This is a genomic window from Natrononativus amylolyticus (assembly GCF_024362525.1).
Classification (GTDB): domain Archaea; phylum Halobacteriota; class Halobacteria; order Halobacteriales; family Natrialbaceae; genus Natrononativus; species Natrononativus amylolyticus.
The window spans coordinates 414,060-435,714 of sequence record NZ_CP101458.1 but is presented as its reverse complement, the minus strand read 5'-3'; the positions used below and the strand labels follow the sequence as shown (position 1 = coordinate 435,714).

Here is a 21,655-nt window from a genome sequence, read left to right as displayed (position 1 = left end):
GGGGTATGAAAGCGACGGCGATGGCCCACCCGATTCAGGGTCTCGTGAAGTACCACGGGATGCGCGACGACATCGAGCGACTCCCCTACCACGACAGCATCAGCGTCTGCACCGCGCCGAGTCACACCCGGACCACCGTCGAGTTCTCGATGGAGTACGACCAGGACGTCTACGTCGTCGACGGCGAGGAGCTCGAGGGCCGCGCCTTCGATCGGCTCGAGGCGGTGGTCGAAAAGGCCCGCGGGATGTCCGACGCCGCCCACACCGTCTACCCGGTCCGGGTCGAGAGCGAGAACAGCTTCCCCTCGAACGTCGGCCTGGGCTCCTCCTCGTCGGGCTTCGCCGCCGCCGCCCGCGCGCTCGCCGAGGCCGCCGACCTCGACGCCTCGCTCCAGGACATCTCGACCATCGCCCGCGTGGGCTCCGCCTCCGCCGCCAGAGCCGTCACCGGCGCGTTCTCCCAGCTCTACACCGGCCTGAACGACGAGGACTGTCGCTCCCGCCGGGTGCCGACGAACCTCCACGAGGAGCTCAAGATCGTCGTCGGACTCGTCCCCTACCACAAGAACACCGAGGACGCCCACGACGAGGCCGCAGAGAGCCACATGTTCCAGGCGCGAAACGCCCACATCCACGGCCAGATCGCGGAGATGCGCGACCACCTCCGAAACGACGACTTCGAGGGCGCCTTCGAACTCGCCGAGCACGACTCGCTCTCGCTGGCCGCAACGACGATGACCGGCCCCGAGGGCTGGGTCTACTGGCAGCCCGCCACCCTGGCGATCTTCAACACGGTTCGCGAACTCCGCGAGCAGGAGGGGATTCCGGTGTACTTCTCGACTGACACCGGCGCGAGCGTCTACGTCAACACCACCGAGGAACACGCCGAGCGCGTCGAGGAGGCGGTTTCGGACTGCGGCGTTTCCACGACCACGTGGGGCGTCGGCGGCCCGGCGAAGCTCCTCGAGGGCGAGGACGACCACCTGTTCTAAAACGACCTTTTACTCTGCGTTCTGGCAGGCTGACGACAGCGACGCTGTCGCACAGCCTGCCGTCACTCGGCAAAAGCTCGAGCAAAAGCACTCACTCCGACCTTTTTCCGCTCGGGTTCGCTCCGCTCACCACTCGCGCAAAAATCTCGACCAAAAAGCCGCTCACTCACAGACTCACGGCTGGCGCAGCTCGTCAGTTCGCGGCGAGTTGTGAGCCGCCTGCCCTTCCCCGGCTCGCGCGAATCGCCGCGGGAGCGGCGACCGCGCTCTCGGCCACGAATTGCTCGAGTCGGTTTGCCGCTTACACCTTTATCCCTCGAGTCCCTACCCCAACCCATGCACGTCGCGGTTCTCGGCGCCGGCTACGCGGGTCTGACGCTGACCCGGTTGCTCGAGCGTGAACTCCCAGAAGACGTCGAGATCACGCTCGTCAACGAGTCGCCGAATCACCTCGTCCAGCACGAACTCCACCGGGTGATCCGGCGGCCCGCAGTCGCCGGGGAGATCAGCCTGCCGCTGCGGGATCTCCTCGAGCGGGCCGACCTCCGGGTGGCACGCGTCGAAGAAATCGACCGCGAGGGACGACGGGTCGTCTGTGCGGCCGGCGACCTCGAGTACGACTACTGTGCGATCTGTCTCGGGGCCGAAACCGCCTTCTACGGCCTCGAGAGCGTTCGCGAGCACGCGCTCCCGCTCAAACGCCTCGAGCACGCAGAGCGAATCCGAGCGCAAACGCTCGACGCACTCGAGACCGAGGAGCCACGGCTGGTCGTCGGCGGCGCCGGCCTCTCGGGGGTGCAGGTCGCGGGCGAACTCGCCGCGCTGGCTCGCGAGGCGGGAAGCGAGGCGACGGTGACGCTGCTCGAGCAGTACGACGAGGTCGCCCCGCAGTTCCCCGCGAACTTTCGGCGCGCGCTCGAGGCGGCGCTGCTCGACGCCGGCGTCGAGGTGCAGACCGGCGAAACGGTCGTCGACGCGGACCCAGAGCGGATCGCGTGCGAGAGCGGGACGACGTACCCACATGACGCGTTCGTCTGGGCCGGCGGCATCGCCGGCTCGGGGGCGATGGCCCGTGAACGGCCGACCGTCCGAAGCGACCTCCGGCTCGCCGACCACGCCTTCGCCCTCGGCGACGCCGTCCGCGTCGTCGACGCCCACGGCCAGGCGGTGCCCGCGAGCGCCCAGGCGGCCGTCCGCGAGGCCCGCACCGCCGCCGAGAACCTCTCGCGGCTCGTCGAGTACGAGCGCGAGGGCGGGCTGTTCGAGCCACGCCTCGAGCGCTTTACCTTCGAGTCGCCCGGCTGGATCGTCAGCGTCGGCGACGACGCCGTCGCGCAGGTCGGCTCGAGCGTCCTCCGCGGGAGGGCCGCGAACGCGGTGAAGACGACCGTCGGCGTCGGCTACCACTCCGCGATCGGGGACGTCAGGGGCGCGGTCGAGCAGGTACAGCGTGCGCTCCCGACGCGAGAACGGGACTAACCGGGAGTCGGGACTCGCCGTCGGAGCCGCGCTAAAAAGGGGCGAGACAACGTCAACCGGAGTTACCAGCGAGCGCGGGTGAACGCCATCGCTCGCATCGCTGCACCGACCACGAGCAGCGCGATGAACGCCACTGCCAACCACTGGCCGGTCTGTGTCGCGAGCGCGTTAGCGAGCATCCCGAGCAGGTCGGCACCGAGTGCCTGACCGACTGCGAAGAGGACGACGACGAGGCCGACGATGGCCACGATCGTCTGCATCGCAGTCGACGCCATCCACGCTCCGGGAGCGAAGCGCGGCTCGCGTCGCCGGTCTTCCGGGGGTTGTTCCGATCGAGCAGAGTCACGGCTTCGGCCGCCTTCTGGCTCTTGGGACATGGGTTGTCACCCCGAGTCCGGATACTCGAGCGACGTAAGTTATTATGGGCCTGTTAACTGCGGACTGGATTCGACCCGGTTTCCGGTCCGGACTCCCCTCCGGAGTCGGTTTTCACGTCGGTGTTCGTCCGTCCATAGCCGCAGCCATCGCCGCGCTTCGACTCGTCGGCTCGACCGCCGCAGTCACCGGCCTCCCGACGCGAACGGGAACGACCGCCACACTCGTGCGCCGCCTGCTACGTCCACCGGTCGAGCCCCGTCTGGGTAACGCTCTCGTCGACCCGCTCGAACCCCCGCTCGACCTCGTCGGCGTCGACGCCCCACTCGTCGGTCACGTAGGCGCGCGCCGCTTCGAGGTCCGGCTCGAGGCTCGTCTCGAGGTCGTAGTCGTCGGTCACGTTCGGGTCCCGGAACAGCTGGCGAACCCGGTCGGCGTACTCGATGTGTTCGCCGCGCGCTTCGAGAACGCTCCAGAGGTCGCCGTGCTCGGAAATCGCCGAGATCGCGGTCTTCGGGCCGATGCCGTGGACCCCCTCGTTGAAGTCGGTGCCGATCAGGATCGCGGCGTCGATCAGCTGTTCCAGCGTCAGCTCGTGGTGGGCGAGCGTCGCCTCGAGATCCATCAGTTCGGGGTCCCCCTTGCTGGTGAGCTGGCGCAGCGTGAGCGGGGCGCCGAACAAGAGCGCGTCGTAGTCCTCGGAACCGACGTAGTCGGCGTCGCCCCGACGGACCATGTGCGCCGCCTGCGCCTCGCCCTCGGCGGGCGCCTCCACGATGGGGACGTCGAGCAAGCGAAGGAGTTCGCGGCTCGTCTCCTGAATCGTCGGCGTCAGCCGCTGGGTGCGCGACTCGAGCTGGGCGATCGCGATCTCGTCGCCCTCCTCGCGGGCGACCGCGAGCTGTTCCTCGTAGCTCGCGCGCTGCTCGCGGCGGGCGTCGATCTCGTCGGCCTTGAGCTCGGAGGGGCCGCCGTCGAACACCATCACCGGCACCACGTCGTGTTCGAAGAACTTCGGCAGCCCCTGGACGATCCCGATCAGGTTCGCGACTTCGGTCCCGTCGGGCGTGGTGTATTTCGAACTCGAGGTCCACTTGACGGTCGTCGTCAGGTAGCGATAGAGCCAGTTGTGCGCGTCGACGGCGACGACCCCCTCGACGTCCGCGAACGGAATCTCCTCGATGACGGCGATCTCTCGCAGTGCTGCGTTACCCATTGTGGGCCTATTGGGGGGTACCGGATTTGAATCGTTGGCTTCCTACTCGAGTCGCGTCGGCGGGCCGCGCTCGAGGTAGTTCTCGAGGAACGTCCGTTCCTCCTCGGAGAGGTCCCGACCGCGAAACGCCGCGAGACCCTCCCGGTAGCGGTCGGGATCGATGGCCCGACCGGCGCCGCTCGCCCGCCCGCTCTCGTCAGCCCGGAACTCGAGGATCAGCTCCGCGATCCCCGTCGTCTCGCCGGTGTACCGAAATCCAACTCGCGACAGCGCCTCGTAGGCGTAAGGGTTGTTCACCGCGATCCGGAGGCGCCCGTAGCCGCGCGCGACGGCGCGGTCGCGGACGACCGCGATCAGCCGGGGGCCGATCCCCTCGCCGCGGCGCTCGCGTGCGACGGTGACGTACCGGAGCCAGAGGCGCTCCGCGTCGGTCCGGTCCTCGTTGAACGCGACCGCCGCGACGATCTCGCCGCCGTCTCGGGCGACCGCCTTCCCGGTGTTCGACATGACGAACTTCCCGGCGTAGCTGAACCGCTCGTGGTCGAGGCGGAGCGTCGGCCCGTCCGGCGGCCAGCCCAGTACGTCGATCTCCACGCGGTACCGTCCGACGGCCGTCCACTAAGCCGCTTCCTTCTCGGCGGCGCGGGATCGGGACACCGATTCGTTTCGGACGAACGTTTTTCCCGCCCACCGTGGTAGATACTCGCACGATGAGCACCGAGTCAGAACACGTGACCACGTTCGGAATCAGGAGTCGCGTCGGCTGGCCGATCGGCGGCGCCGTCGCCGGAGCGGTCGGTGCCGTCGGCTTCGGCATCGTGATGTGGCTGTTCGACCCGGAGATCGTCGCGGCCGCGATTCCGGCGATCTACGGGCTCGAGCCCACCGGCGTCGTCGGCTGGGGGATCCACGTCGCCCACGGCGCGGTGCTCGGCGTCGTCTTCGCGTTCCTCGTCACCCGCGAGCTCGTCCTCGGCGTGTTACAGGCCGACGTCGAGACGGAGGCGATCTCCAGGACGAACGTCATGCTCCGAATCGTCGGCGCCGGATTCGCGTTCGGACTCCTCATCTGGGCGGTACTGCCGGTGCTCGTCCTCCCCGTCTGGACGGCCGCGCTGGGAACCGCTGCTGCGGGGGAGTTCCCCACGATCGCCGTCGAGAGCATGGTGGGTCACCTCGTCTTCGGAACGGTTATGGGCGCCGTGTTCGCCGTCACGATCGACCTCACCGACCGGCCGACCGACGACACCCTCGAGGAGTGAGCCGGGCCTGCACTCACAGCGTAATAGCTAACCCGCTGCTCGCGCTTACGTACCCGATGAACGATGGGTGGGGACGAACACTCGGGGGATGACCGCCCTCCGCACGGCGACAGCCACGACCGCGACCGGGGCGCCGACTCGATGGACGAGCTGTTCACCGCCCTCCGGAACCGGGACCGCCGGTACGCGCTCTACTTCCTGCTCGAGCACCGCACCGTTTCGGTCGACGAACTCGCGGACGTCGTCGCGGGCTGGACCCGGGCCACGGCCTACGGGATGGCGAGTCGGCGAGTGCGCGATCACGTACTGCTCACTCTCAGACACCGCCACGTACCCGCGCTGGTCGAGGCGGGCCTCGTCCGCACCGAGAACGGAACCGTCTCGCTCGAGGCGCTCTCGCCGACGACGCGGGCGTTCATCGACAGGGCGTGTGCGGTCGAAACGGGGGTCGCCCACGGATGACGGGGCAGTAGCCCGATGGCGCTTCGCGACTTTCTCGAACGCGTCGAAGAAAACCGGCCCGAACTCGTCCTCTACACGGCGGCGGACGACCCCGACGTCGCCGAACTGTTTTCGACCCGTGCGGTCTCTCTCCGCACCCGGTCGCTGCCGTCGGTCTCGAGCGACGGCTTTCTCGTCATCCGAGCCGACGGCGAGTTCGTCTCCTCGATCGGCTTCCGGGAGCTCCGCGAGTTCCTCGAGCCGCCGATCTACCGTCCGTGGGACGACGGCCTGATCGGCGCGGGGTACTGCACCCTGCTCGAGGTCCTCGACGATACGCTCTGGTATACGCTCGATCGCCGCCAGCTTCTCGCGACGAGCCGCGAGATCGAAAACCGGGCCTGGCGAGTCGGCACCGGGACGCTCGTCGCCGGCTTCCAGCGCCCCGGCGCCCTCGAGTCGCAGGTGCCGGTGTACGACCGCCTGAGCCGGGAAACCGACCTCGGCGTCACCGTCCACTGTCGGGCCGACCGGGCGCCGTCGGCGATCCCGGACGCGACCGTACGAGTCCACGCGAGCGAGGAGATCGGAACACACTGGCTGCTGGCGTACGACGGCGGCAGCGACGACCTGCAGTCGTGTGCCCTCCTCGCCAGGGAGCGCGAACCGGGCGCCTACGCCGGGTTCTGGACGTACGACCCCGGGTTCGTGGCCGAAATCCTCGAGTACGTACGCGAGAGATACGGTTGATCGACGGGGACTCGAACGCCGTCGCTACGCGTTCGTGGGTCTGCTCGCGTGAAATATGCGCGGACCGGGATTTGAACCCGAGGCGAGACGGTCGTCCTCACCCCGTTCGGACGCTGCGACTCGCGTGCTTCAAATCCCTAACACGATTCCTGCGGCTCACGGTATTGTTCGCCGCAGGAATGCGCGGACCGGGATTTGAACCCGGGCCATGAGCTTGGAAGGCTCAGGTCCTGCCACTAGACCATCCGCGCGCATCTCCGAGTTTTCGCTCCTCGTTTAAGGGTCTTCCTTTTTGGTCCGCTCGAGGCGATCGCCACCGACCCGTCGGGCGAATCGCTCGTCGACGGCGGGGGACGAATCGCGGCGGTGTCGCTCACTCCTCGCCGCCGACGACGGCGTAGCAGTTTCCGCTCGAGAGCTCCCACTCCTCGAGGACCAGCTCGCTCGCCTCGAGGTCGGCCACGAACTCCTCGGGCGCGTAGATGTGGTAGAACCGGTCGACCGTCTCGCCGCCGGGCAGCGTCCACTCGACGGTCGTGTCGAAGCCGTCGTCGCGGTCGAACCGGTCGTGAGCCGTGCTCCAGGCGCTGACCAGCCCCGCGCCGTCGGCGGCGAGAACCCGGGCGAGTTCGTTCAGACTCGAGAGACGATCCTCGCGCGTCGGAAGGTGGTGCAGCGTCGCGACGTACACCGCCAGACCGACCGCGCCCTCCCGGAGGGGAAGCGCCGCCGCGTCACCCTGGAGCAGGGACACCGCGAACTCCCGGTCGGCGGCCCGCGCCCGGCCGGCCTCGAGGAGGCCCCGGCTCACGTCGAGGCCGACGACGCGGTCACAGCGGGCGGCGAGCAACTCGGCGTGGCGACAGTTGCCACAGCCGAGGTCGAGTCCGACCGATCCCGTCCGCCCCTCCAGAAACGACTCGACTTCGGGCCAGGCGTACTCCCGCGTCGAGGCGAAGTGTGCGGCGATCCGGTCGTAGGTGTCGCGGACGTCCGCCCGACGGTTCATGGCGAGTGCTCGCCGGCCCGGTGTAAAAGCGTTCTCACCGGACGGCGACTGGAGTCGGCGGTCCCGAGTCGACGGCGTCGACGAAGCGCACAGCCTCGTCTCCGGTGGCGTTACGTTCATACCCCAGGGGTCCCAATCAACGGATACGTAATGAGGCGCGAGCACTTCACGCTGACCGTCCGCAACGTCGACTGGGTCGAAACCGACGGCGAGCCCCGGAAGCCGTCGGTATCGATCGAGTTCACCGGCCCGTCGGCGATACTTCGCGACCGCCTCACCGCTCCCGAGGGCGACCTCCTCGAGGCGTCGGAGACCGACGTCGCCCTGCGTCTCCAGGGCCCCCTCGAGGAGGACGTCGCCGGCGTCGTCAGCGTGACCGACCGAGTCACGGGCGACTTCGTGCTCGAACTCAACGAGGACGCCGCGGACGTCCTCACGTTCATCCGGGCGGCCCGGCGCTACGGCGAGAGCGACTCCGACGACGAGGGCCGGTACGTCGTCGACATCCTCCTCGACGGCGACCGGCTGACGACCTACGAGAAACGGACGTTCCTCGTCTACGACGACGAGGGGAGCCTGCTTCGCCAGCACAGCCTCATCCCGAGCGGCGTCGAGCTCTGAGGCCCCGACTGTAGGTGTCAGAAACCGGTATCTATAAGTGTTTTAGGCCCACCTAAACTAGACGAACACCGGTCTCTGCCGGATGTCGACGATGGCGAAGGGACAACTACGCACGACGACGGTCGACGAGGGGAGGCGAGAATCGACGGCGACCGACGTCGTCCTCGAACTCGAGGGGGTCGCGAAACACTACGGGAGCGAACGGGTGATCCCCGACCTCTCGCTCGCGGTTCGCGATGGGGAGATTCTCACGCTTCTGGGTCCCTCCGGCTGCGGGAAGACGACGACGTTGCGGCTGATCGCGGGCCTCGAGAAGCCCGACGCGGGCATGATCCGTCTCGAGGGCCGGCCGGTCGCCGACGAGAGCAACTTCGTCGCGCCCGAGTCCCGCGGCGTCGGCGTCGTCTTCCAGGAGTTCGCGCTGTTTCCGCACCTCACGGCCCGCGAGAACGTCGCCTTCGGCCTGCGGGAGTGGCCCGACGACGAGCGGGAGGCGCGAGTCGACGAACTGCTCGACCTCGTCGGGCTCTCGGATCACGGCGAGGACTACCCCGACGAGCTCTCGGGCGGCCAGCAACAGCGAGTCGCCCTCGCCCGCTCGCTGGCGCCCGAGCCGGAGATGCTGTTGCTCGACGAGCCCTTCTCGAACCTCGACGTCGACCTCCGCGTGGAGATGCGCGAGGAGGTTCGCCGGATCATCAAGGAGGCGGGCGTCACCGCGATCTCGGTCACTCACGACCAGGAGGAGGCGCTCTCGATCTCCGATCGGGTCGCCGTGATGAACGACGGCGACATCGAACAGATCGATCCGCCCGAGCGCGTCTTCCAGCAGCCCGAATCGCGGTTCGTCGCGGGCTTTCTCGGTCACGCCAGCTTCCTCTCGGGGCGGGTACACGGCGATCACGTCGACACCGCTCTCGGTCGCGTCCTTCGTGAAGACGTCCACGGCCTCGTCGCGGAGTACGACGGCACCGCGATCGACCTCCTCGTCCGTCCCGACGACGTGACCGCGTACCCGACCACCCCCGGCGAAGCCGACGGCCGCGTCGTCTACCGGCGGTATCTCGGCCCCACGGTGCTCTACCGGGTCGAACTCGAGAGCGGCGACGTCATCGAGTGTATGCACAACCACTCCGACCGGATCGACCTCGACGAACGGGTCGCCGTCCGCGTCACCGCCGATCACGAACTGGCCTGGTTCCCCGCCGACCAGCGCGCGTAGCTCACTCGATCGCCGGGGTCTCGTGGCGGAACGTCTGGAACTCGACGGTTCGGCCCTCCGGGTCCTCGGCGAAGAACTGGTAGATCTCGTAACGCGGGTTCTCGTGTGGTTCCTCGACGGCGTGTGCCTCGAGGTGATCGTACGCGTCGTCGACCGCGTCGGCGCTCTCGAGGACGAACGTGAGGATTCCGTCGGTCTCCGCGCGGTCGCGCTCACAGAAGCCGAACAGCAGATTGTCGTAACGACAGATCGTACAGTCGGGTTGCTCGAGCCACACCGCTGCGCCGACCTCGTCGACGTAGAACGCGACGGTCTCCGCGAGCGCCGTCGTACCGAAGAAGACGATTCCGGACATACGTGCTCTCGAGGCGAGGACGGTATATAGTAACCGCCGAAACGAGTTTTACGCCGCTGGCAGGTGGGTTCCCGCGCGGGCCGCACTCGACGCGAGTTCGCGGCGGACGTACAGTGGTACTATCGCCGTCGGTCCAACGTCGCCGGGAAGATCGTGAGAGACGCCGAACGATGCGAGCGAGCGCCACACAAATCTTAAATCACAACCGTTCATAGACGGGCACATGCACAAGGACGAACTCCTCGAACTCCACGAGGAACTCGTGATAATTATGGAGTACTTCTCCGAGCGCGAGGACGTTCCGGACGACCTCTTCGAACCCTACCGACAGCTCGACGTCGATCCCTCGCACGTCCACAAATCCAAGAGCGAGCACAAGCACGCCGTCTTCGTCCTCGGCAACGCCCTGGCCAACGCCATGAGCGAAGACGAGTTCTCGAGCGCCGGCCGCATCGGCAAGCGGATGCAGGAGCTCGCCGACGACGCCGAATCGAAGATCTGACCGGGCGGCCGTTCCCAGGTGCGCCGTCGCGACGATCGGTTCTCTGACGTGGTGGTCCAGATAGACGAAACGTATTTGGTTCGTATCCCGCTTGTTGATGTATGGACTCGCGCATGCAAGAGCGCGTCACTCAGTGGGACTCCCGCCAGTTCGCGGGGGGCTACGACGAGCTCTCCGACCTCGCGGACGGCGGCTTTTCGGGAGCGGTCACGGCCGGAAACACGTGGCTGTTCATGCTCAACGGCCGTATCGTCGGCGTCATCGACGGCGACCTCGAGGCGTTCGAGGACGCGGCCGGCACCGCTTACGCCGCGCCCGATCCGGCGCTTCCGCTGCTCTGTACGATGGTGAGCCAGGGCGGCGAGACGCGAGCGAAGTACTACACGAACGAAACGCCCCTGACGGAAGTCGACCGGACGCTTCAGGACGGCTCGTTCACCGGCTACATCGAACTGAGCGAGCGCGTCCTCAGCGGCGATTACTACGCCGTCTACTACGGCGGCCGACGGATGGCCGCCGCCTACATCGGCAACGCCGAGCGGCTGTTGACCGGCGACGAGGCGTTCGAACGCGCCGCCGAGGAGGTCGGCATCTACGAGGTGATCGACGTCGACATCGAGGTAACGGACGTTCCGACCGGCGGCGAGACGAGCGCGAGCGGCGCGGAGCCGTCCGCCGACGCCGCTGGCGCGGCCGGATCGCCCGCCGACGCCGAGACGGTAGAATCGCCGCCGGACGACGGGACGACCGACTCAACAGCCGTGACCGAGCCGACCGACGGGGCGGACGAGACGCCACCGGAGCGGCCCGAGGCGGAACCCGACGCGCCGGGAATCACGGACAGCGGTGAGGGGGCCACGGAGCCGCCGACGCCGGGGATCACCGACGAGCCGGCGGGGGCGGCCGACGAAGCCGAGATCGAACCCGCGGAATCGACCGACGAGCGCCCCTCCGAACCGGACGGTGACGAGGGCGAATCGACGGACTCGGCGCGCGACGAGCGACCCCCGGCCAGCGATACGTCGCCCGAAGCCGTCAGCGCGGCCGCCGAAAAGCTCACCGAGGGCGGCGCGTGGGAGGACGTCGAAGAGGACTCGAGCGACGACGAGGACGCTGGCGGGGTGGCGGACGACGCCTCCGCCGGCGGCGACGGCGACTACGAGCGTCGACTCGAGCAGGAGGCCCAGTGGCGACAGACGCGGAACATCCCCTCGATCGACCCCGAGCGGACGACCGACTCGGCCGCGGGCGGTCGAACCCCGTCCCGCCGGGTCGGGATGCAGCCGCAGTCGATCACGCGCCCCGACCGGGAGCGCGAGGAGTCTCCGACCGCGGCGGACGCGACGGCCGATCGAACTGGAGGGAGTCCGGACTCAGAGGACGCCCTCGAGTCGGACATGCTCGAGCGGGAGGACACGATCGACCAGCTCACCCAGCGCGTCGAGGAGCTCGAGCGCCGCCGGCGCGCCCTGCACGAGCGGGCCGAGGCACTCGAGACCGAGCGCGACCGCGTCCGCGCGGAGAACCAGGAGCTGACGGCGACCGTCGAGCGCCTTCGGACGAAGATCACGGAGCTCGAGTCGGCGCTCGGCGACGCCGGTTCGGGGTCGGACGCCGACCCCGACCGACGGACCCAGCTCTCCCCGCGGGAGGCGCTGGCCGAGACGAACTTGTTCGTCCGGTACGCCTCGAAGAGCCGACCCACCCTCGAGCGGGCCCACGAGGGTCAGGCCGACAGGGAGGAGGTGGCGGAGAACCTCCAGCTCGAGCACCACACCGGGTTCGACGCGGCGGACGTCTCGGTCGTCGGCCAGCCCTACGAGGAGTTTCTCACCGACTCGATGGAGTTCCAGTTCGTCGACTGGCTCACGGAGACCCTGCTGTACGAGATCCGCGATACGGGGCGCGCCGACGCGCTCGCGGACCTCTACGACTCGATCCCGTGGATCGACCGGACGGAACTCGACGCGACGATCTCGCTGGCCGACGACGCCACCGACGACGTTCCCGACGCCGTCAGCTTCGACGTCGTCGCCTTCGACAAGATGGGGAACCCGCTGATCGTCGCGAACATCAACGATTCGCGCGAGCCGGCGACCCGTGAGATGCTCGCCGAGATGGAAGAAGACGCCTCGGCTGTCAAGGCGAACTATCCGGACCTCGGCGCGGCGGTGGTCGTCACCTCGAGTTACTTCGAGCCGGGTGCACTCGAGGTCACCGAGGAGGCGACGTCAGGGGGCTTTCTCAGCCGCAGCTCGAAGCTGAGTTACGTGACGCTGTCGCGAAAACAGGGAGGCTATCACCTGTGTCTCGTGGAGGCGCGGTCGGGCGGCTTCCACATGACCGTTCCCGAACTCTAGATTAGCCTTCGATCTCGGCGACGTCTTCGATCTTCATTCCCTCGAGCTTGTCGATGATCTCGTCGATCTTGCCGTCGAGTTCGTCGACGAACTCCACGGTGCGCTCGGTCTTGATCGCACCCTGACTGGAGGGCTCGATGAGGTTCTCTTCCTCGAGAACCCGCAGGGAGTACCGAACTTTGTGGTGTGGGTATCCCGTCTCGTTGGACATCTTGACGATCCCGATGGGCTCGTTCTCGATAACCATCTTCAGGACCTGCAGATGTCGTTCCAGCATATCGACTTCCTTCTCAAGTCGGTCTATCATGGCATTTGTTAACTTGTCTTTCCACCCTTTAAAAGTTACTCATGGGCGGTGACGGAACCACTGTCAACTCGGGGGTAGTTCGTGCCAGTAGTTAACGCTTCGGATTGCAGAAGGGGTATCGCCCCGACCCCCGCTCGAGGCCGTCGAACGAACTGAGCGACAGCGCGCGACCGACGTCACCGGCGCAACTACCCACGTTCGGACACATGCGACCGAACGTACGGATTCAGATGTGCACACACGTGGATACATAGTCGGTTTCCGACTCCGCCAGACCGTAATCGGTTTATCGGCCCGGCATGAACCCGGCCCTGTTATGACCGTCACAATCGTCGGGTCTCAACTCGGCGACGAAGGTAAGGGCGGCGTCGTCGACCTCTACGGCGACGCGGCCGACGTCGTCGCGCGCTACCAGGGCGGCGACAACGCCGGACACACCGTCGTCCACGACGGCGAGAAGTACAAACTGTCGCTCGTCCCCTCCGGCGCGGTTCGGGGGAAGATCGGCGTCCTCGGCAACGGCTGTGTCGTCAACCCCGAGACGCTCTTTTCTGAGATCGACAAACTCCGCGAGCGCGGCCTCGAGCCCGACGTCCGCGTCGCAGAGCGCGCCCACGTCATCCTCCCGTACCACCGCGTGCTCGACGGGATCGAGGAGGACGAGAAGCAGGACCTCGCGGCGGGCACCACGAAGCGCGGCATCGGGCCGACCTACGAGGACAAGATGGGCCGCCGGGGCATCCGCATCGGCGACCTCCTCGAGCCCGAGGTCCTGCGCGAGCGCCTCGAGTACGTCGTCCCCCAGAAGCGGGCCCTCGCGGAGGACGTCTTCGGGGTTTCCGTGAGCGACGCGAACGGAGGCTCGTCGGACGAGTCCGACGGCGCGGAGGTGGGCGAGGGGTTCGACGTCGACCACCTCTACGAGACCTACCGCGAGTACGGCGAGCGCCTCGCCGCGGAGGGGATGACCGTCGACTGCGGCACCTTCCTCCAGGAGCGGATCGACGCGGGCGAGAACGTGATGCTCGAGGGCGCCCAGGGGACCTCGATCGACATCGACCACGGGATCTACCCCTATGTGACCTCCTCGAACCCGACGGCGGGTGGCGCGACCGTCGGCACCGGTCTCGGTCCGACCGTCGTGGGCCAGGGGGAGGTCATCGGGATCGTGAAGGCGTACCTCTCGCGGGTCGGGACGGGTCCGCTCCCGACGGAACTCGGCGGCGTCGAAGGCCAGACGCCCGACTATGACGGGAACGCGCCCGCCGATGAGGAGGTCCTCGCCACCTACATTCGCGACGAGGGCGGCGAGTACGGCACCGTCACCGGCCGCCCGCGCCGGGTCGGCTGGCTCGACATGCCGATGCTGCGCCACGCCGCGCGCGCGAGCGGCTTCACCGGCCTCGCGATCAACCACGTCGACGTCCTCGCGGGTCTGGACGAGGTGAAGGTCGGCCACGCCTACGAGTACGAGGGCGAGGAGCTGCTCACCATGCCGCCAACCACCGAGAAGTGGGGGCGGTGTGAGGCAACCTTCCGGACGTTCGACGGCTGGCCCGAGGTCGACTGGGCCGACGTCGCGAGCGAGGGGTACGAGGCGATCCCCGAGAACGCCCGCACCTACCTCGAGTACGTCGCAGACGAACTCGAGGCGCCGATCTACGCCGTCGGCGTCGGTCCCGGCCGCGAGGAGACGGTCGTCCTCGAGAACCCGTACGAGTAGCCACGAAAACGCTGTCTTCGGTCGTTGCGCCCGTTTCGTCGAGCCCGCCCACCGCGCTTCCTACGTGACCGGATAGAGGAGGCGGCCGTGGTCTTCCATCCAGTAGAGCGTTCCGTCGTAGAAGATCGGCACGGTGCTGCTCGAGACGTACTCGGCGAGTTCGTCGGGCTCGACGTCGAAACGGATCGTCGCCGGCATCAGGCGTTTCTCCGGGTGCCAGACGGGAACCCAGTGGGAACCGACCGGATCGACGGGGAACGAGAGAATCGTGCTCCGAACGCCCCGGTCTTTGGGCGTCAGTACGCAGATGTGACTCGGTCGCCACTTCGACAGAAACCGGTGCGTACCGTCGCCGATCACCCGGCTGTCTCCCTGTTCGTACACGCCGGAGTCGGCACAGATCGCCTCGAGAGCGTGTGCCGTCGCGAGGCTCTGGCCGTACAGTACCAGTTCACCGATCGTCGTTCCGGTCGTCCCGGTCACCGCGTCGTCACTGGCGGCCGATCGGTACGCGTCCCCCCGGCTCACGGTCGCGACGCTCCCGAGTTCGACGAGTTCGGCTCCGACATCGTGGGTGTTCGGGGCGTCGAGCTGGGCCAGCTGGGTGCGACTCCTCGTGAGGCTCTCTGGCTCGAGAACGCCGTCGGCACACACGAGTCCTGTCCCGTCAGAGTCGCCGACGTAGTGGAGGAGCTCCACGCCGTTCTCGAGCAGGTCGGCGAGTTCGTCTCGAGACGGATCGTCGTATCGGTCGACGGTGAGCGACAGCCGTCGGCCGCGTCGGCGGTAGCTGTCGACGATTCGCGTTCGATCAGCGTCGGACGCCTGGCCGGCGAAGACGACGGCAGCCGACACCGCCTCCCGCTCGCGCTCGAGGTAGGTCAGCCGGTTCGCGTACGCGGCCGGAAGCGCCGAAAACTGGCTGTCGACGCCAGGCGTTCCGACCGCACCGCGGATCGGTTTCGTTCGGCCGAGCGTCGCGAGCGCCCCTCCCTGCGTCTGAGCGGACGCGCCGCGGTCGGTCCCGTTCGTCTCGTTCCTGCCGGTGGCGGCGTCGATGACGGCCAGATCACAGAGCAGGTGTGGAACCGTCGGGGCGTACTCCGGGGACGGGGGAACCGTCATTCGGTAGGGCCATTCCGGAACCAGTTCGTCGACCAGGCTCGACGGAAGCTCGTGGTAGGTCAGGACCCGTTCGGCGATCGACGCGTCCGCACAGTCTGTCAGGTCGATGCCGTCGGCCTCGAGTCGGTCGTGCTCGAGGAGGGTCGGATCGTCGGGGCCGAAACAACACGCCAGCATGTCGAAAAAGAACGTCCGTGCGAGGAACGCGGTCGTCTCTGCCCGGAACGCCGGCAGGTTCGAAAACTCGTGGGCGAAGTCGACGGCAGGTGCGCGAAGCAACGGTGTCGAGTCCGCCCCGTCGGCCGTGCGGACCGTCGCGCCGAGGTAATAGGCGAGTGGCGCGACGGTGAACAGCGACTCCCACCGGTCCGGGACGACGAACTCGATGCCGGTGTCCGTCCGTTGTTCCCGAACGGCGTCGGGAATCGCCGTCTCGCTGCCGATCTCGAGCAGCGGGGGATGCCCGCGGTACGGACGGTGGACCCGATCCGGGCTGGTCGTCCGGATCGTCGCCGGGAGGTGTGAGAGCGCGGTGGCGAACGACCCGGTCGTCGGTTCGATCGTTAGCTCGTGGCGGGGATAGCCCATCGTGGTCGTGAACCCGAACGTCACTGCGGTGGGGTGAGGAAACGAGATCGAGAGCGAGCCAGTGGCCTGATTCCGGATCGTTGCCTCGCCATCGAACCGAACGCGAACGAGGATGTCGGATTCGATCTGGAGAAAGTACGAGCCGCCGGGAAGCGAGAGTGTCGTGTCGGATTCGGTGACGATCTCGTGACTCGTTCGGGAGCCGGTTCCATCCGGTGTGGGGATGTCGCCGTCGAGGCGGCGGACGGTTACCACGTTCTCGAGATCGTAGCGGAGCTTCGAGAGCCGGCCGACGACCCTCGTGTCGATCGGCTCGTCGAACGGCAGGGGGTCTGACAGTCGATCCCAGCCGGTGAGATCGAAGCTGATGGAGGTTCCGCCGACGTCGGAGACGTAAAGTGTCGTCCCGGACAGTTCGTACTCGACGAGGTCGGCCTCCATCAGAGACCTCCTCCGTCTCTCGGCTCGTCGCCGTCCGGACACCGCCACCGCCGTCTCGCCGTCATTGTGACCCTCCGCGAGGCCGCCGTGTCGGCGTCGCGGTCGTCCACGTCGCCTCGACGTTCGTGAACTCGAATCGCGCACCGCCACTCGTCTCCTCCGTGAGTTCGACCTGCCAGCCGTGTCCGTCGGCGATTTGGCGGACGATCGCGAGGCCGAGACCGGTCGAGCCGTTCGAAACGGTGTAGCCGGAGTCGAACACGTCGTCCCGGTGTTCGGTCGGGATCCCCGGTCCGTCGTCTTCGACGGCGAACCCGTCCGCAATCGCCAGCACACGAATCGAAAGAGGCGATCGACTACCACTCTCGCTCTCGCGGCCGTGGTCGTCGATGGGTCCGCCCTCGGACACCGATCCGTGTTCGAGACTGTTCCGAAACAGGTTCTCGAACAGCCGACGCAGACGGTCGGGATCGGCCTCGATCCGCCCGTCGACGCTGACGTCGAGCGTCGCCGCCGTCGTCTCGACGCCCTGCCACGCTTGCCGAGCGATCGTCTCGAGTGGTACACGAAGGGTGTCAGGGCTGCCGTCGTCCGAATTGCGGGCCAGCACGAGGAGGTCGTCGATGAGCCGTTCCATCCGCTCGTGTGCATCTGCGACTTCGGCCAGCGTCTCGGGTTCGTCGGGGTACTCCGTGCGAATGAGTTCGAGATAGCCGTTCGCGACGTTCAGCGGGTTTCGCAGGTCGTGTGCAACGATTCCGGCGAACTGATCGAGGCGCTCGTTCTTGCGCTCGAGTTCGCGCTCTCGTTGTTTCAGTGCGGTGAGATCGGTGTAGATGAGATAGCCGCGGGTCGTGCCGTCGCCGGTCGCGACCGGGACGTTTCGGAGCAAGAACGGACGGGGGCCGGTCGCCGTTTCGCGAACGACCTCGACGTCGGTTCGCCGACTCACGTCGTCGGTCGTGGCGAGTTCGGGCCGCTCGCTATCGCTGGGTTCGGAGAACAGGACGTCCTCGAGTGCGTCGTCGGCCATCCGATCCACGTCGTAGCCGAACACGCGGATGAACGCCGAGTTGGCCGCGTCGATACGATGGGTGCCGTCGGTTATCCGGTACTGCACCGCTGGATCGGGAACGTTCTCGAAGAGGGCGATGAACTGGTCACGCTCCTCGTTCAGCGCCGCCTCCGACCGGAGTCGACGGAGCGTACTCGAGAGCATCGCGACGAGCAGTTGGCCGAACTCCCGGTCGGCCTCCGAGAAGGCGTCCGGCTCCGTGGCGTGGCACTGAAAGACACCACGGGGTTCGGACTGGCCGGTACCAGCCAGCGGGATCGACAGCGTCGATCGGTACCCCCCGCTCGTGGCCCGTGCATCGGGTTCCGTCTCGAGGTCGTCGATCACGTAGCTCCGGTCGTTTTGAACGGTGAGGCCGGCGATGCCGTCCTCGACAGAGAGCGGGTCGCTGGGAACGAGTTGCTGGACGTTTACCGCTCGTGGGACGAACACGCCGTCGTCGACCGTACAGAGGATGCTGGCGTCGAACTCGATGAGACGCTCGGCGGCGGCGACCGCGAGATCGTAGACCGCCTGGATCGATTCGCAGGCGTTCAGTTCGGCCGTCGTTTCGCGGAGTCGGCCGACACGGTCGGCTGCCCGTTCGTTCATCGGCGAATCACGCTCGATCACGCCGACGGGGCTCGAACGAATCGGGAGGTGCGTGTGTGACGATACAGGCGAGTGTGGGAGTGGACATACTGGTTGAGGTGACAGTGATAGCGATCGTGATGAGTCGTTCAGCTGACCTATTGTCGGCAACCGCCTTGGGTGTGACGGCACTCCCCGAGCAGAGACCAGCGCCCCAGCGGACTGTTTCGGCTCCGTTTCCGAACGCTTTTGCTGGATGACGTTGCCCTTGCTATTATGAAGGAGTCGCTGCTGGAGATTCTGTGCTGCCCACTCGACAAACACGATCTCGAACTCGAGGGCGCCGAGTACGACGAGACCGACGAGGTCGTCTCGGGAACGCTCGTCTGCAGCGAGTGCGGCGAGCGCTATCCGATCGAAGACGGCATTCCGAACCTCCTCCCCCCGGACATGCGCGAAGAGACGCCCGCCTGAGAGAACCGTGCCGGGGGAGGAAGTCACCGTCGCGGTCAACCGCAACGAGACCGGCGCCATCGAGGCCGACGTCACCGACCTCGAGGTGCGCGACTCGTTCGAACTCGTCCTCGAGAGCCACGGCGGCCCCGCTCACGTCCACTGTCGGCTCACCGACGACCTGGAGCGAGCGGCCAGAATCGAACAGCCGAACTACTACGTCGAACCCGACGAGAAGACGTACGTCCCGATCACCGTCGGCGACGTTCCGCGGGAGGTCCGGGGCCGACTCGAGGTTTCGACGGCGTACGGGGCGTCGACGGTGCGAATCCGGGTGACGGTGCTGCCGGGCGGCCCGAAAGTCGAGGTCGACGAGCGCCTGGCGGAGCCCCAGCAACCGACGCCCGAACGAACGAGCCCGTCGAACGACGCCGTCGCGGGCGTCGATCCGGCCGTACTCGGCGTCGTCGCGCTGGGGCTCGTCGCGCTGGCGATCGCGGCGGCGATGGCGATCGTCATCGGCGGGCTCGCCGGTTTCGTCGGCTTTCTGATCGCCGCGGTCGGCATCGTCGCGGCCGCCGCGCTCTTGACTCGGTAGCGGGCGCGTCTGTTCACAGCCGCCGGTTCACGTATCGACAGACGGCCACGCCGCCGGACTAAGCGACAGTTCTCGAGACCGGCGTCCGCTCAGTCGTCTTGGCTCGAGTCGACGCCACAGAGGTTCCCGTCCTCGTCGACCCGTTTGGCCCGCAGGTACCGCGCCCGGTAGCGGTTCGCGCCGTCGTTCAGGTCCGCCTCGCGGATCTCGTCGATCCGGCCGTCGGCGACGGCGTCGAGCAGCGCCTCGAGCTGGTTCTTCTCGCTGGTCGTCAGCTCGAACTCCCAGGTCTTCTCGCTCTCGGACTCGAGGATCGCCCACTTGCGCGCCGCGGAGATGACGAGCGAGCAGGGCTCCCGGCAGGGGAACGGGCCGTCGCCGCCGTCGACTGCGATCTCGTCGCCCGCCTCGTACTGCCACTCCCGCCGTTTCAGACACTGCGAGTCGACGCAGCAGGCCTCGGTGAGCCACTCGAGGGCCTCCCGAGGGAGTTCGTCGACGACGTCGTAGATGCCGGTCTGGCGCTCTGCGGTCTCGAGCCAGTGGTCGACGTCCAGGTTCCCGCGGAGTTCGCGGTGCCAGTTGGCGACCGTAGCGGGGTAGAAGATTCCGACGAGTCGGTGGAGTTCCGCTGCGGAGAGGGCGGGAAACACCCAGCCGTCGGGGAGGGTTGGCGCGGTCTTCAGCGGCCGGTAGCGCCCCGTCTCGTCGTACGTGGCGATCGTTCGGGCCTCCCGGGGATCGCGGGAGGACTCGAGGCCGGTCGCGGCCACCCCCGCGTCGTCGACGTGAGAGACGCGGTACGTGCGTGTACCGGCGTCGGCCGCACCCGCCGTCGCCTCGCCGTCGAGGCGCGTCGTGACGTGCAGTTCGCCCCACGTTCGTTCGATACCCGACTCGAGCGCCTCGTAGCGGTCCGGAACGTCTTCGATGGGGGCTCCGAGACTCGGGTGCTCCGGGGGGGTCGCGGCGACGTCCTCGAGCGGGGCGCGCTCACACCACCGTAGAAACGCCCGTCGGGCGGTCCCCTCGCCGCCGACCCCGCGCCAGAACCGCCAGTTGTCGACGTGCGCCGAGAACTCGGCGAGCGTGCGCCGGAGCTCCTCGCCCGAGAGGCCGGTCCGGCGGAGCGTCGGCGTCTCGAACAGGTAGCCGTCGTCGCGCGCCTCGAGCCGGAGGCCGTCGAACTCGACCCCGTCGGCGGCCGCTTCGATCAGGTCGTCTGCGTTCGTCTGTGCGTCCATTTCAGTCACCCGCAAGCGGCGTCCCGCCGGTCTGCTCGCGCACGCGCTCGATGGCGTCGCCGACGTCGGCGCCCGCGTCGGCCGCCCGCTCGAGGAGGACGTCGGCCAGCAGCGCCTCGGTGCCGACGGCGCCGGCGTACCAGATCCGGGTGCCGTCGACCTCGCCGGGGACGTCCCAGCCGGTGCGGTAGTCGTCGGTTAACCCCATGTCCTCGGGGATATCCTCCTGGGTGTGAAAGCCGTCGGCGACGAACAGCGGGACGACGACCACGTCGTCGCTCTCGAAAAAGTCGGTGACGTCGTCGACTTCGGGCTCTTCGTCCATGAACAGCGCCTCGACCTCGTCGAACCGGCCCCGCTCGCGGATGCGTTCGGTGTGATACTCGATGGCCTTCGCGCTGTTCTCGTTTCGCTCGGTGCCGTGGCCGACGACCGCCAGGCCGAACCCCTCGCCGACCCCCGGATCGCCGGTGACGCTCTCGGCGCGCCTGACGATCACATCGGTCATCGCGTCGTGGGTGCCGACCGGCCCGCAGTAGTGGACCGTCTTCTCGACGTCGCCGGCTTCGAGGGTCACCTCGGAGGCGTCGGTGCCGTCGGAGTCCCACTTCTCGGGGTCCCACCCCTCGAGGCGGAGCTCCCGTGGGATCACCGTTTCGGTGAAGTATCCCTCGCTGATGAACAGGGGGACGACGAACACCTCCTCGGACTCGAGGGTTCGAAGCACCTCGCGAAACGAGGGCTCTTCCTTCCAGAACGCCTCGCGGACCTCGTCGAAGGCGCCCGCCTCGCGGATCGTGTCCGCGTGGTCGTACGTCGGCTGTGCCGATCCCGGACTCAGGTGCGAGCCGTGGGCCACGATGACCAGCGCTTGCATGGGAGGAGGTTAGAACGGGTGCGGTTTATCGACTTCGCCTACGGCGCGGGCCATCGGGACCACCGAAGCG

At 67.6% G+C, this 21,655-nt stretch carries 22 protein-coding genes and 1 tRNA gene; 12 read left to right on the top strand and 11 right to left on the bottom strand.

What is annotated here, in order from left to right; all coding sequences use genetic code 11:
- Nucleotides 1–5: 5 nt before the first annotated feature.
- Together mvaD and NMQ11_RS02115 are read left to right on the top strand one after the other, a co-directional pair.
- The gene (gene mvaD, locus NMQ11_RS02120) at nt 6–992 is read left to right on the top strand and encodes a phosphomevalonate decarboxylase MvaD (RefSeq protein WP_255169739.1); all 987 of its coding nucleotides are present in this window, start codon (nt 6–8) and stop codon (nt 990–992) included.
- Between the two features lie 336 nt (nt 993–1,328).
- Nucleotides 1,329–2,471 (top strand): NAD(P)/FAD-dependent oxidoreductase, encoded by a 1,143-nt coding sequence (locus tag NMQ11_RS02115; RefSeq protein WP_255169738.1) that lies wholly within the window; start codon nt 1,329–1,331, stop codon nt 2,469–2,471.
- 62 nt (nt 2,472–2,533) lie between these two features.
- Here the strand turns inward: NMQ11_RS02115 and NMQ11_RS02110 are convergent, their stop codons facing one another.
- The 3 genes from NMQ11_RS02110 to NMQ11_RS02100 all read right to left on the bottom strand — a co-directional run bounded on the left by NMQ11_RS02110 (nt 2,534) and on the right by NMQ11_RS02100 (nt 4,656).
- Nucleotides 2,534–2,731, bottom strand: a complete 198-nt coding sequence (locus NMQ11_RS02110) for a hypothetical protein (protein ID WP_255169737.1) — start codon at nt 2,729–2,731, stop codon at nt 2,534–2,536.
- Nucleotides 2,732–3,084: 353 nt separating this feature from the next.
- Nucleotides 3,085–4,062 (bottom strand): flap endonuclease-1, encoded by a 978-nt coding sequence (gene fen / locus NMQ11_RS02105; RefSeq protein ID WP_255169736.1) that lies wholly within the window; start codon nt 4,060–4,062, stop codon nt 3,085–3,087.
- Between the two features lie 42 nt (nt 4,063–4,104).
- Entirely contained in the window at nt 4,105–4,656 is a 552-nt protein-coding gene (locus NMQ11_RS02100; RefSeq protein ID WP_255169735.1) for a GNAT family N-acetyltransferase, read from the bottom strand.
- 116 nt (nt 4,657–4,772) lie between these two features.
- On the opposite strand from NMQ11_RS02100, the gene NMQ11_RS02095 reads away from it, so the two are divergent.
- The 3 genes from NMQ11_RS02095 (at nt 4,773) to NMQ11_RS02085 (ending at nt 6,515) form a co-directional block, all read left to right on the top strand.
- On the top strand, nt 4,773–5,324 hold the full coding sequence (locus NMQ11_RS02095) for a hypothetical protein (RefSeq protein ID WP_255169734.1): 552 nt from the start codon (nt 4,773–4,775) through the stop codon (nt 5,322–5,324).
- Nucleotides 5,325–5,387: 63 nt separating this feature from the next.
- Nucleotides 5,388–5,786 carry a DUF7344 domain-containing protein gene (locus tag NMQ11_RS02090; RefSeq protein WP_255169733.1) on the top strand — a complete coding sequence of 133 codons (399 nt, stop codon included), beginning with the start codon at nt 5,388–5,390 and terminating at the stop codon, nt 5,784–5,786.
- 15 nt (nt 5,787–5,801) lie between these two features.
- The gene (locus NMQ11_RS02085; protein ID WP_255169732.1) at nt 5,802–6,515 is read left to right on the top strand and encodes a DICT sensory domain-containing protein; all 714 of its coding nucleotides are present in this window, start codon (nt 5,802–5,804) and stop codon (nt 6,513–6,515) included.
- 180 nt (nt 6,516–6,695) lie between these two features.
- Here the strand turns inward: NMQ11_RS02085 and NMQ11_RS02080 are convergent.
- Nucleotides 6,696–6,766 (bottom strand) — tRNA-Gly (locus NMQ11_RS02080).
- Between the two features lie 122 nt (nt 6,767–6,888).
- Nucleotides 6,889–7,524 carry a class I SAM-dependent methyltransferase gene (locus NMQ11_RS02075; protein WP_255169731.1) on the bottom strand — a complete coding sequence of 212 codons (636 nt, stop codon included), beginning with the start codon at nt 7,522–7,524 and terminating at the stop codon, nt 6,889–6,891.
- 150 nt (nt 7,525–7,674) lie between these two features.
- Here NMQ11_RS02075 and NMQ11_RS02070 point away from each other — a divergent pair, with 150 nt between their 5' ends.
- Both NMQ11_RS02070 and NMQ11_RS02065 read left to right on the top strand, forming a co-directional pair.
- Nucleotides 7,675–8,145, top strand: coding sequence for a DUF5793 family protein (locus NMQ11_RS02070; RefSeq protein ID WP_255169730.1), 471 nt, complete (start codon nt 7,675–7,677; stop codon nt 8,143–8,145).
- Between the two features lie 91 nt (nt 8,146–8,236).
- Nucleotides 8,237–9,367: an ABC transporter ATP-binding protein gene (locus tag NMQ11_RS02065; protein ID WP_255169729.1), complete on the top strand. Its 1,131-nt coding sequence runs from the start codon at nt 8,237–8,239 to the stop codon at nt 9,365–9,367.
- A 1-nt stretch (nt 9,368) separates the two neighbouring features.
- Here NMQ11_RS02065 and NMQ11_RS02060 read toward each other — a convergent pair whose 3' ends face one another.
- Nucleotides 9,369–9,722, bottom strand: a complete 354-nt coding sequence (locus NMQ11_RS02060) for a VOC family protein (protein ID WP_255169728.1) — start codon at nt 9,720–9,722, stop codon at nt 9,369–9,371.
- A gap of 223 nt (nt 9,723–9,945) precedes the next feature.
- On the opposite strand from NMQ11_RS02060, the gene NMQ11_RS02055 reads away from it, so the two are divergent.
- Together NMQ11_RS02055 and NMQ11_RS02050 are read left to right on the top strand one after the other, a co-directional pair.
- Nucleotides 9,946–10,224: a UPF0058 family protein gene (locus tag NMQ11_RS02055; protein WP_255169727.1), complete on the top strand. Its 279-nt coding sequence runs from the start codon at nt 9,946–9,948 to the stop codon at nt 10,222–10,224.
- Between the two features lie 101 nt (nt 10,225–10,325).
- Nucleotides 10,326–12,584 (top strand): DUF7527 domain-containing protein, encoded by a 2,259-nt coding sequence (locus NMQ11_RS02050; RefSeq protein ID WP_255169726.1) that lies wholly within the window; start codon nt 10,326–10,328, stop codon nt 12,582–12,584.
- A gap of 1 nt (nt 12,585) precedes the next feature.
- Here the strand turns inward: NMQ11_RS02050 and NMQ11_RS02045 are convergent, their stop codons facing one another.
- Complete coding sequence (locus tag NMQ11_RS02045; protein ID WP_255169725.1) at nt 12,586–12,891, bottom strand: hypothetical protein; 306 nt, start codon at nt 12,889–12,891, stop codon at nt 12,586–12,588.
- Between the two features lie 316 nt (nt 12,892–13,207).
- Between NMQ11_RS02045 and NMQ11_RS02040 the strand changes: the two genes are divergently transcribed.
- The gene (locus tag NMQ11_RS02040) at nt 13,208–14,614 is read left to right on the top strand and encodes an adenylosuccinate synthase (protein ID WP_255169723.1); all 1,407 of its coding nucleotides are present in this window, start codon (nt 13,208–13,210) and stop codon (nt 14,612–14,614) included.
- A 60-nt stretch (nt 14,615–14,674) separates the two neighbouring features.
- Here NMQ11_RS02040 and NMQ11_RS02035 read toward each other — a convergent pair whose 3' ends face one another.
- Nucleotides 14,675–16,768, bottom strand: coding sequence for a hypothetical protein (locus NMQ11_RS02035; protein WP_255169722.1), 2,094 nt, complete (start codon nt 16,766–16,768; stop codon nt 14,675–14,677).
- 61 nt (nt 16,769–16,829) lie between these two features.
- On the bottom strand, nt 16,830–18,434 hold the full coding sequence (locus tag NMQ11_RS02030; protein WP_255169721.1) for a sensor histidine kinase: 1,605 nt from the start codon (nt 18,432–18,434) through the stop codon (nt 16,830–16,832).
- Nucleotides 18,435–18,689: 255 nt separating this feature from the next.
- On the opposite strand from NMQ11_RS02030, the gene NMQ11_RS02025 reads away from it, so the two are divergent.
- The gene (locus NMQ11_RS02025; RefSeq protein WP_255169720.1) at nt 18,690–18,887 is read left to right on the top strand and encodes a methytransferase partner Trm112; all 198 of its coding nucleotides are present in this window, start codon (nt 18,690–18,692) and stop codon (nt 18,885–18,887) included.
- Nucleotides 18,888–18,894: 7 nt separating this feature from the next.
- A complete protein-coding gene (locus NMQ11_RS02020) occupies nt 18,895–19,464 on the top strand; it encodes a DUF7524 family protein (protein ID WP_255169719.1) in 570 nt (189 codons plus the stop codon).
- An 89-nt stretch (nt 19,465–19,553) separates the two neighbouring features.
- Here the strand turns inward: NMQ11_RS02020 and NMQ11_RS02015 are convergent, their stop codons facing one another.
- Together NMQ11_RS02015 and NMQ11_RS02010 are read right to left on the bottom strand one after the other, a co-directional pair.
- Entirely contained in the window at nt 19,554–20,708 is a 1,155-nt protein-coding gene (locus NMQ11_RS02015; protein WP_255169718.1) for a DR2241 family protein, read from the bottom strand.
- A gap of 1 nt (nt 20,709) precedes the next feature.
- Nucleotides 20,710–21,585, bottom strand: coding sequence for a CbiX/SirB N-terminal domain-containing protein (locus NMQ11_RS02010; RefSeq protein ID WP_255169717.1), 876 nt, complete (start codon nt 21,583–21,585; stop codon nt 20,710–20,712).
- Nucleotides 21,586–21,655: the final 70 nt, after the last annotated feature.

Excerpts from the sequence above, each read along its gene's own strand:
- mvaD (WP_255169739.1), top strand. The coding sequence starts at position 6 with ATGAAAGCGACGGCGATGGCCCACCCGATTCAGGGTCTCGTGAAGTAC.
- NMQ11_RS02115 (WP_255169738.1), top strand. The coding sequence starts at position 1,329 with ATGCACGTCGCGGTTCTCGGCGCCGGCTACGCGGGTCTGACGCTGACC.
- NMQ11_RS02110 (WP_255169737.1), bottom strand. The coding sequence starts at position 2,731 with ATGCAGACGATCGTGGCCATCGTCGGCCTCGTCGTCGTCCTCTTCGCA.
- fen (WP_255169736.1), bottom strand. The coding sequence starts at position 4,062 with ATGGGTAACGCAGCACTGCGAGAGATCGCCGTCATCGAGGAGATTCCG.
- NMQ11_RS02095 (WP_255169734.1), top strand. The coding sequence starts at position 4,773 with ATGAGCACCGAGTCAGAACACGTGACCACGTTCGGAATCAGGAGTCGC.
- NMQ11_RS02090 (WP_255169733.1), top strand. The coding sequence starts at position 5,388 with ATGGGTGGGGACGAACACTCGGGGGATGACCGCCCTCCGCACGGCGAC.
- NMQ11_RS02085 (WP_255169732.1), top strand. The coding sequence starts at position 5,802 with ATGGCGCTTCGCGACTTTCTCGAACGCGTCGAAGAAAACCGGCCCGAA.
- NMQ11_RS02075 (WP_255169731.1), bottom strand. The coding sequence starts at position 7,524 with ATGAACCGTCGGGCGGACGTCCGCGACACCTACGACCGGATCGCCGCA.
- NMQ11_RS02070 (WP_255169730.1), top strand. The coding sequence starts at position 7,675 with ATGAGGCGCGAGCACTTCACGCTGACCGTCCGCAACGTCGACTGGGTC.
- NMQ11_RS02065 (WP_255169729.1), top strand. The coding sequence starts at position 8,237 with ATGGCGAAGGGACAACTACGCACGACGACGGTCGACGAGGGGAGGCGA.
- NMQ11_RS02060 (WP_255169728.1), bottom strand. The coding sequence starts at position 9,722 with ATGTCCGGAATCGTCTTCTTCGGTACGACGGCGCTCGCGGAGACCGTC.
- NMQ11_RS02055 (WP_255169727.1), top strand. The coding sequence starts at position 9,946 with ATGCACAAGGACGAACTCCTCGAACTCCACGAGGAACTCGTGATAATT.
- NMQ11_RS02050 (WP_255169726.1), top strand. The coding sequence starts at position 10,326 with ATGGACTCGCGCATGCAAGAGCGCGTCACTCAGTGGGACTCCCGCCAG.
- NMQ11_RS02045 (WP_255169725.1), bottom strand. The coding sequence starts at position 12,891 with ATGATAGACCGACTTGAGAAGGAAGTCGATATGCTGGAACGACATCTG.
- NMQ11_RS02040 (WP_255169723.1), top strand. The coding sequence starts at position 13,208 with ATGACCGTCACAATCGTCGGGTCTCAACTCGGCGACGAAGGTAAGGGC.
- NMQ11_RS02035 (WP_255169722.1), bottom strand. The coding sequence starts at position 16,768 with ATGGAGGCCGACCTCGTCGAGTACGAACTGTCCGGGACGACACTTTAC.
- NMQ11_RS02030 (WP_255169721.1), bottom strand. The coding sequence starts at position 18,434 with ATGAACGAACGGGCAGCCGACCGTGTCGGCCGACTCCGCGAAACGACG.
- NMQ11_RS02025 (WP_255169720.1), top strand. The coding sequence starts at position 18,690 with ATGAAGGAGTCGCTGCTGGAGATTCTGTGCTGCCCACTCGACAAACAC.
- NMQ11_RS02015 (WP_255169718.1), bottom strand. The coding sequence starts at position 20,708 with ATGGACGCACAGACGAACGCAGACGACCTGATCGAAGCGGCCGCCGAC.
- NMQ11_RS02010 (WP_255169717.1), bottom strand. The coding sequence starts at position 21,585 with ATGCAAGCGCTGGTCATCGTGGCCCACGGCTCGCACCTGAGTCCGGGA.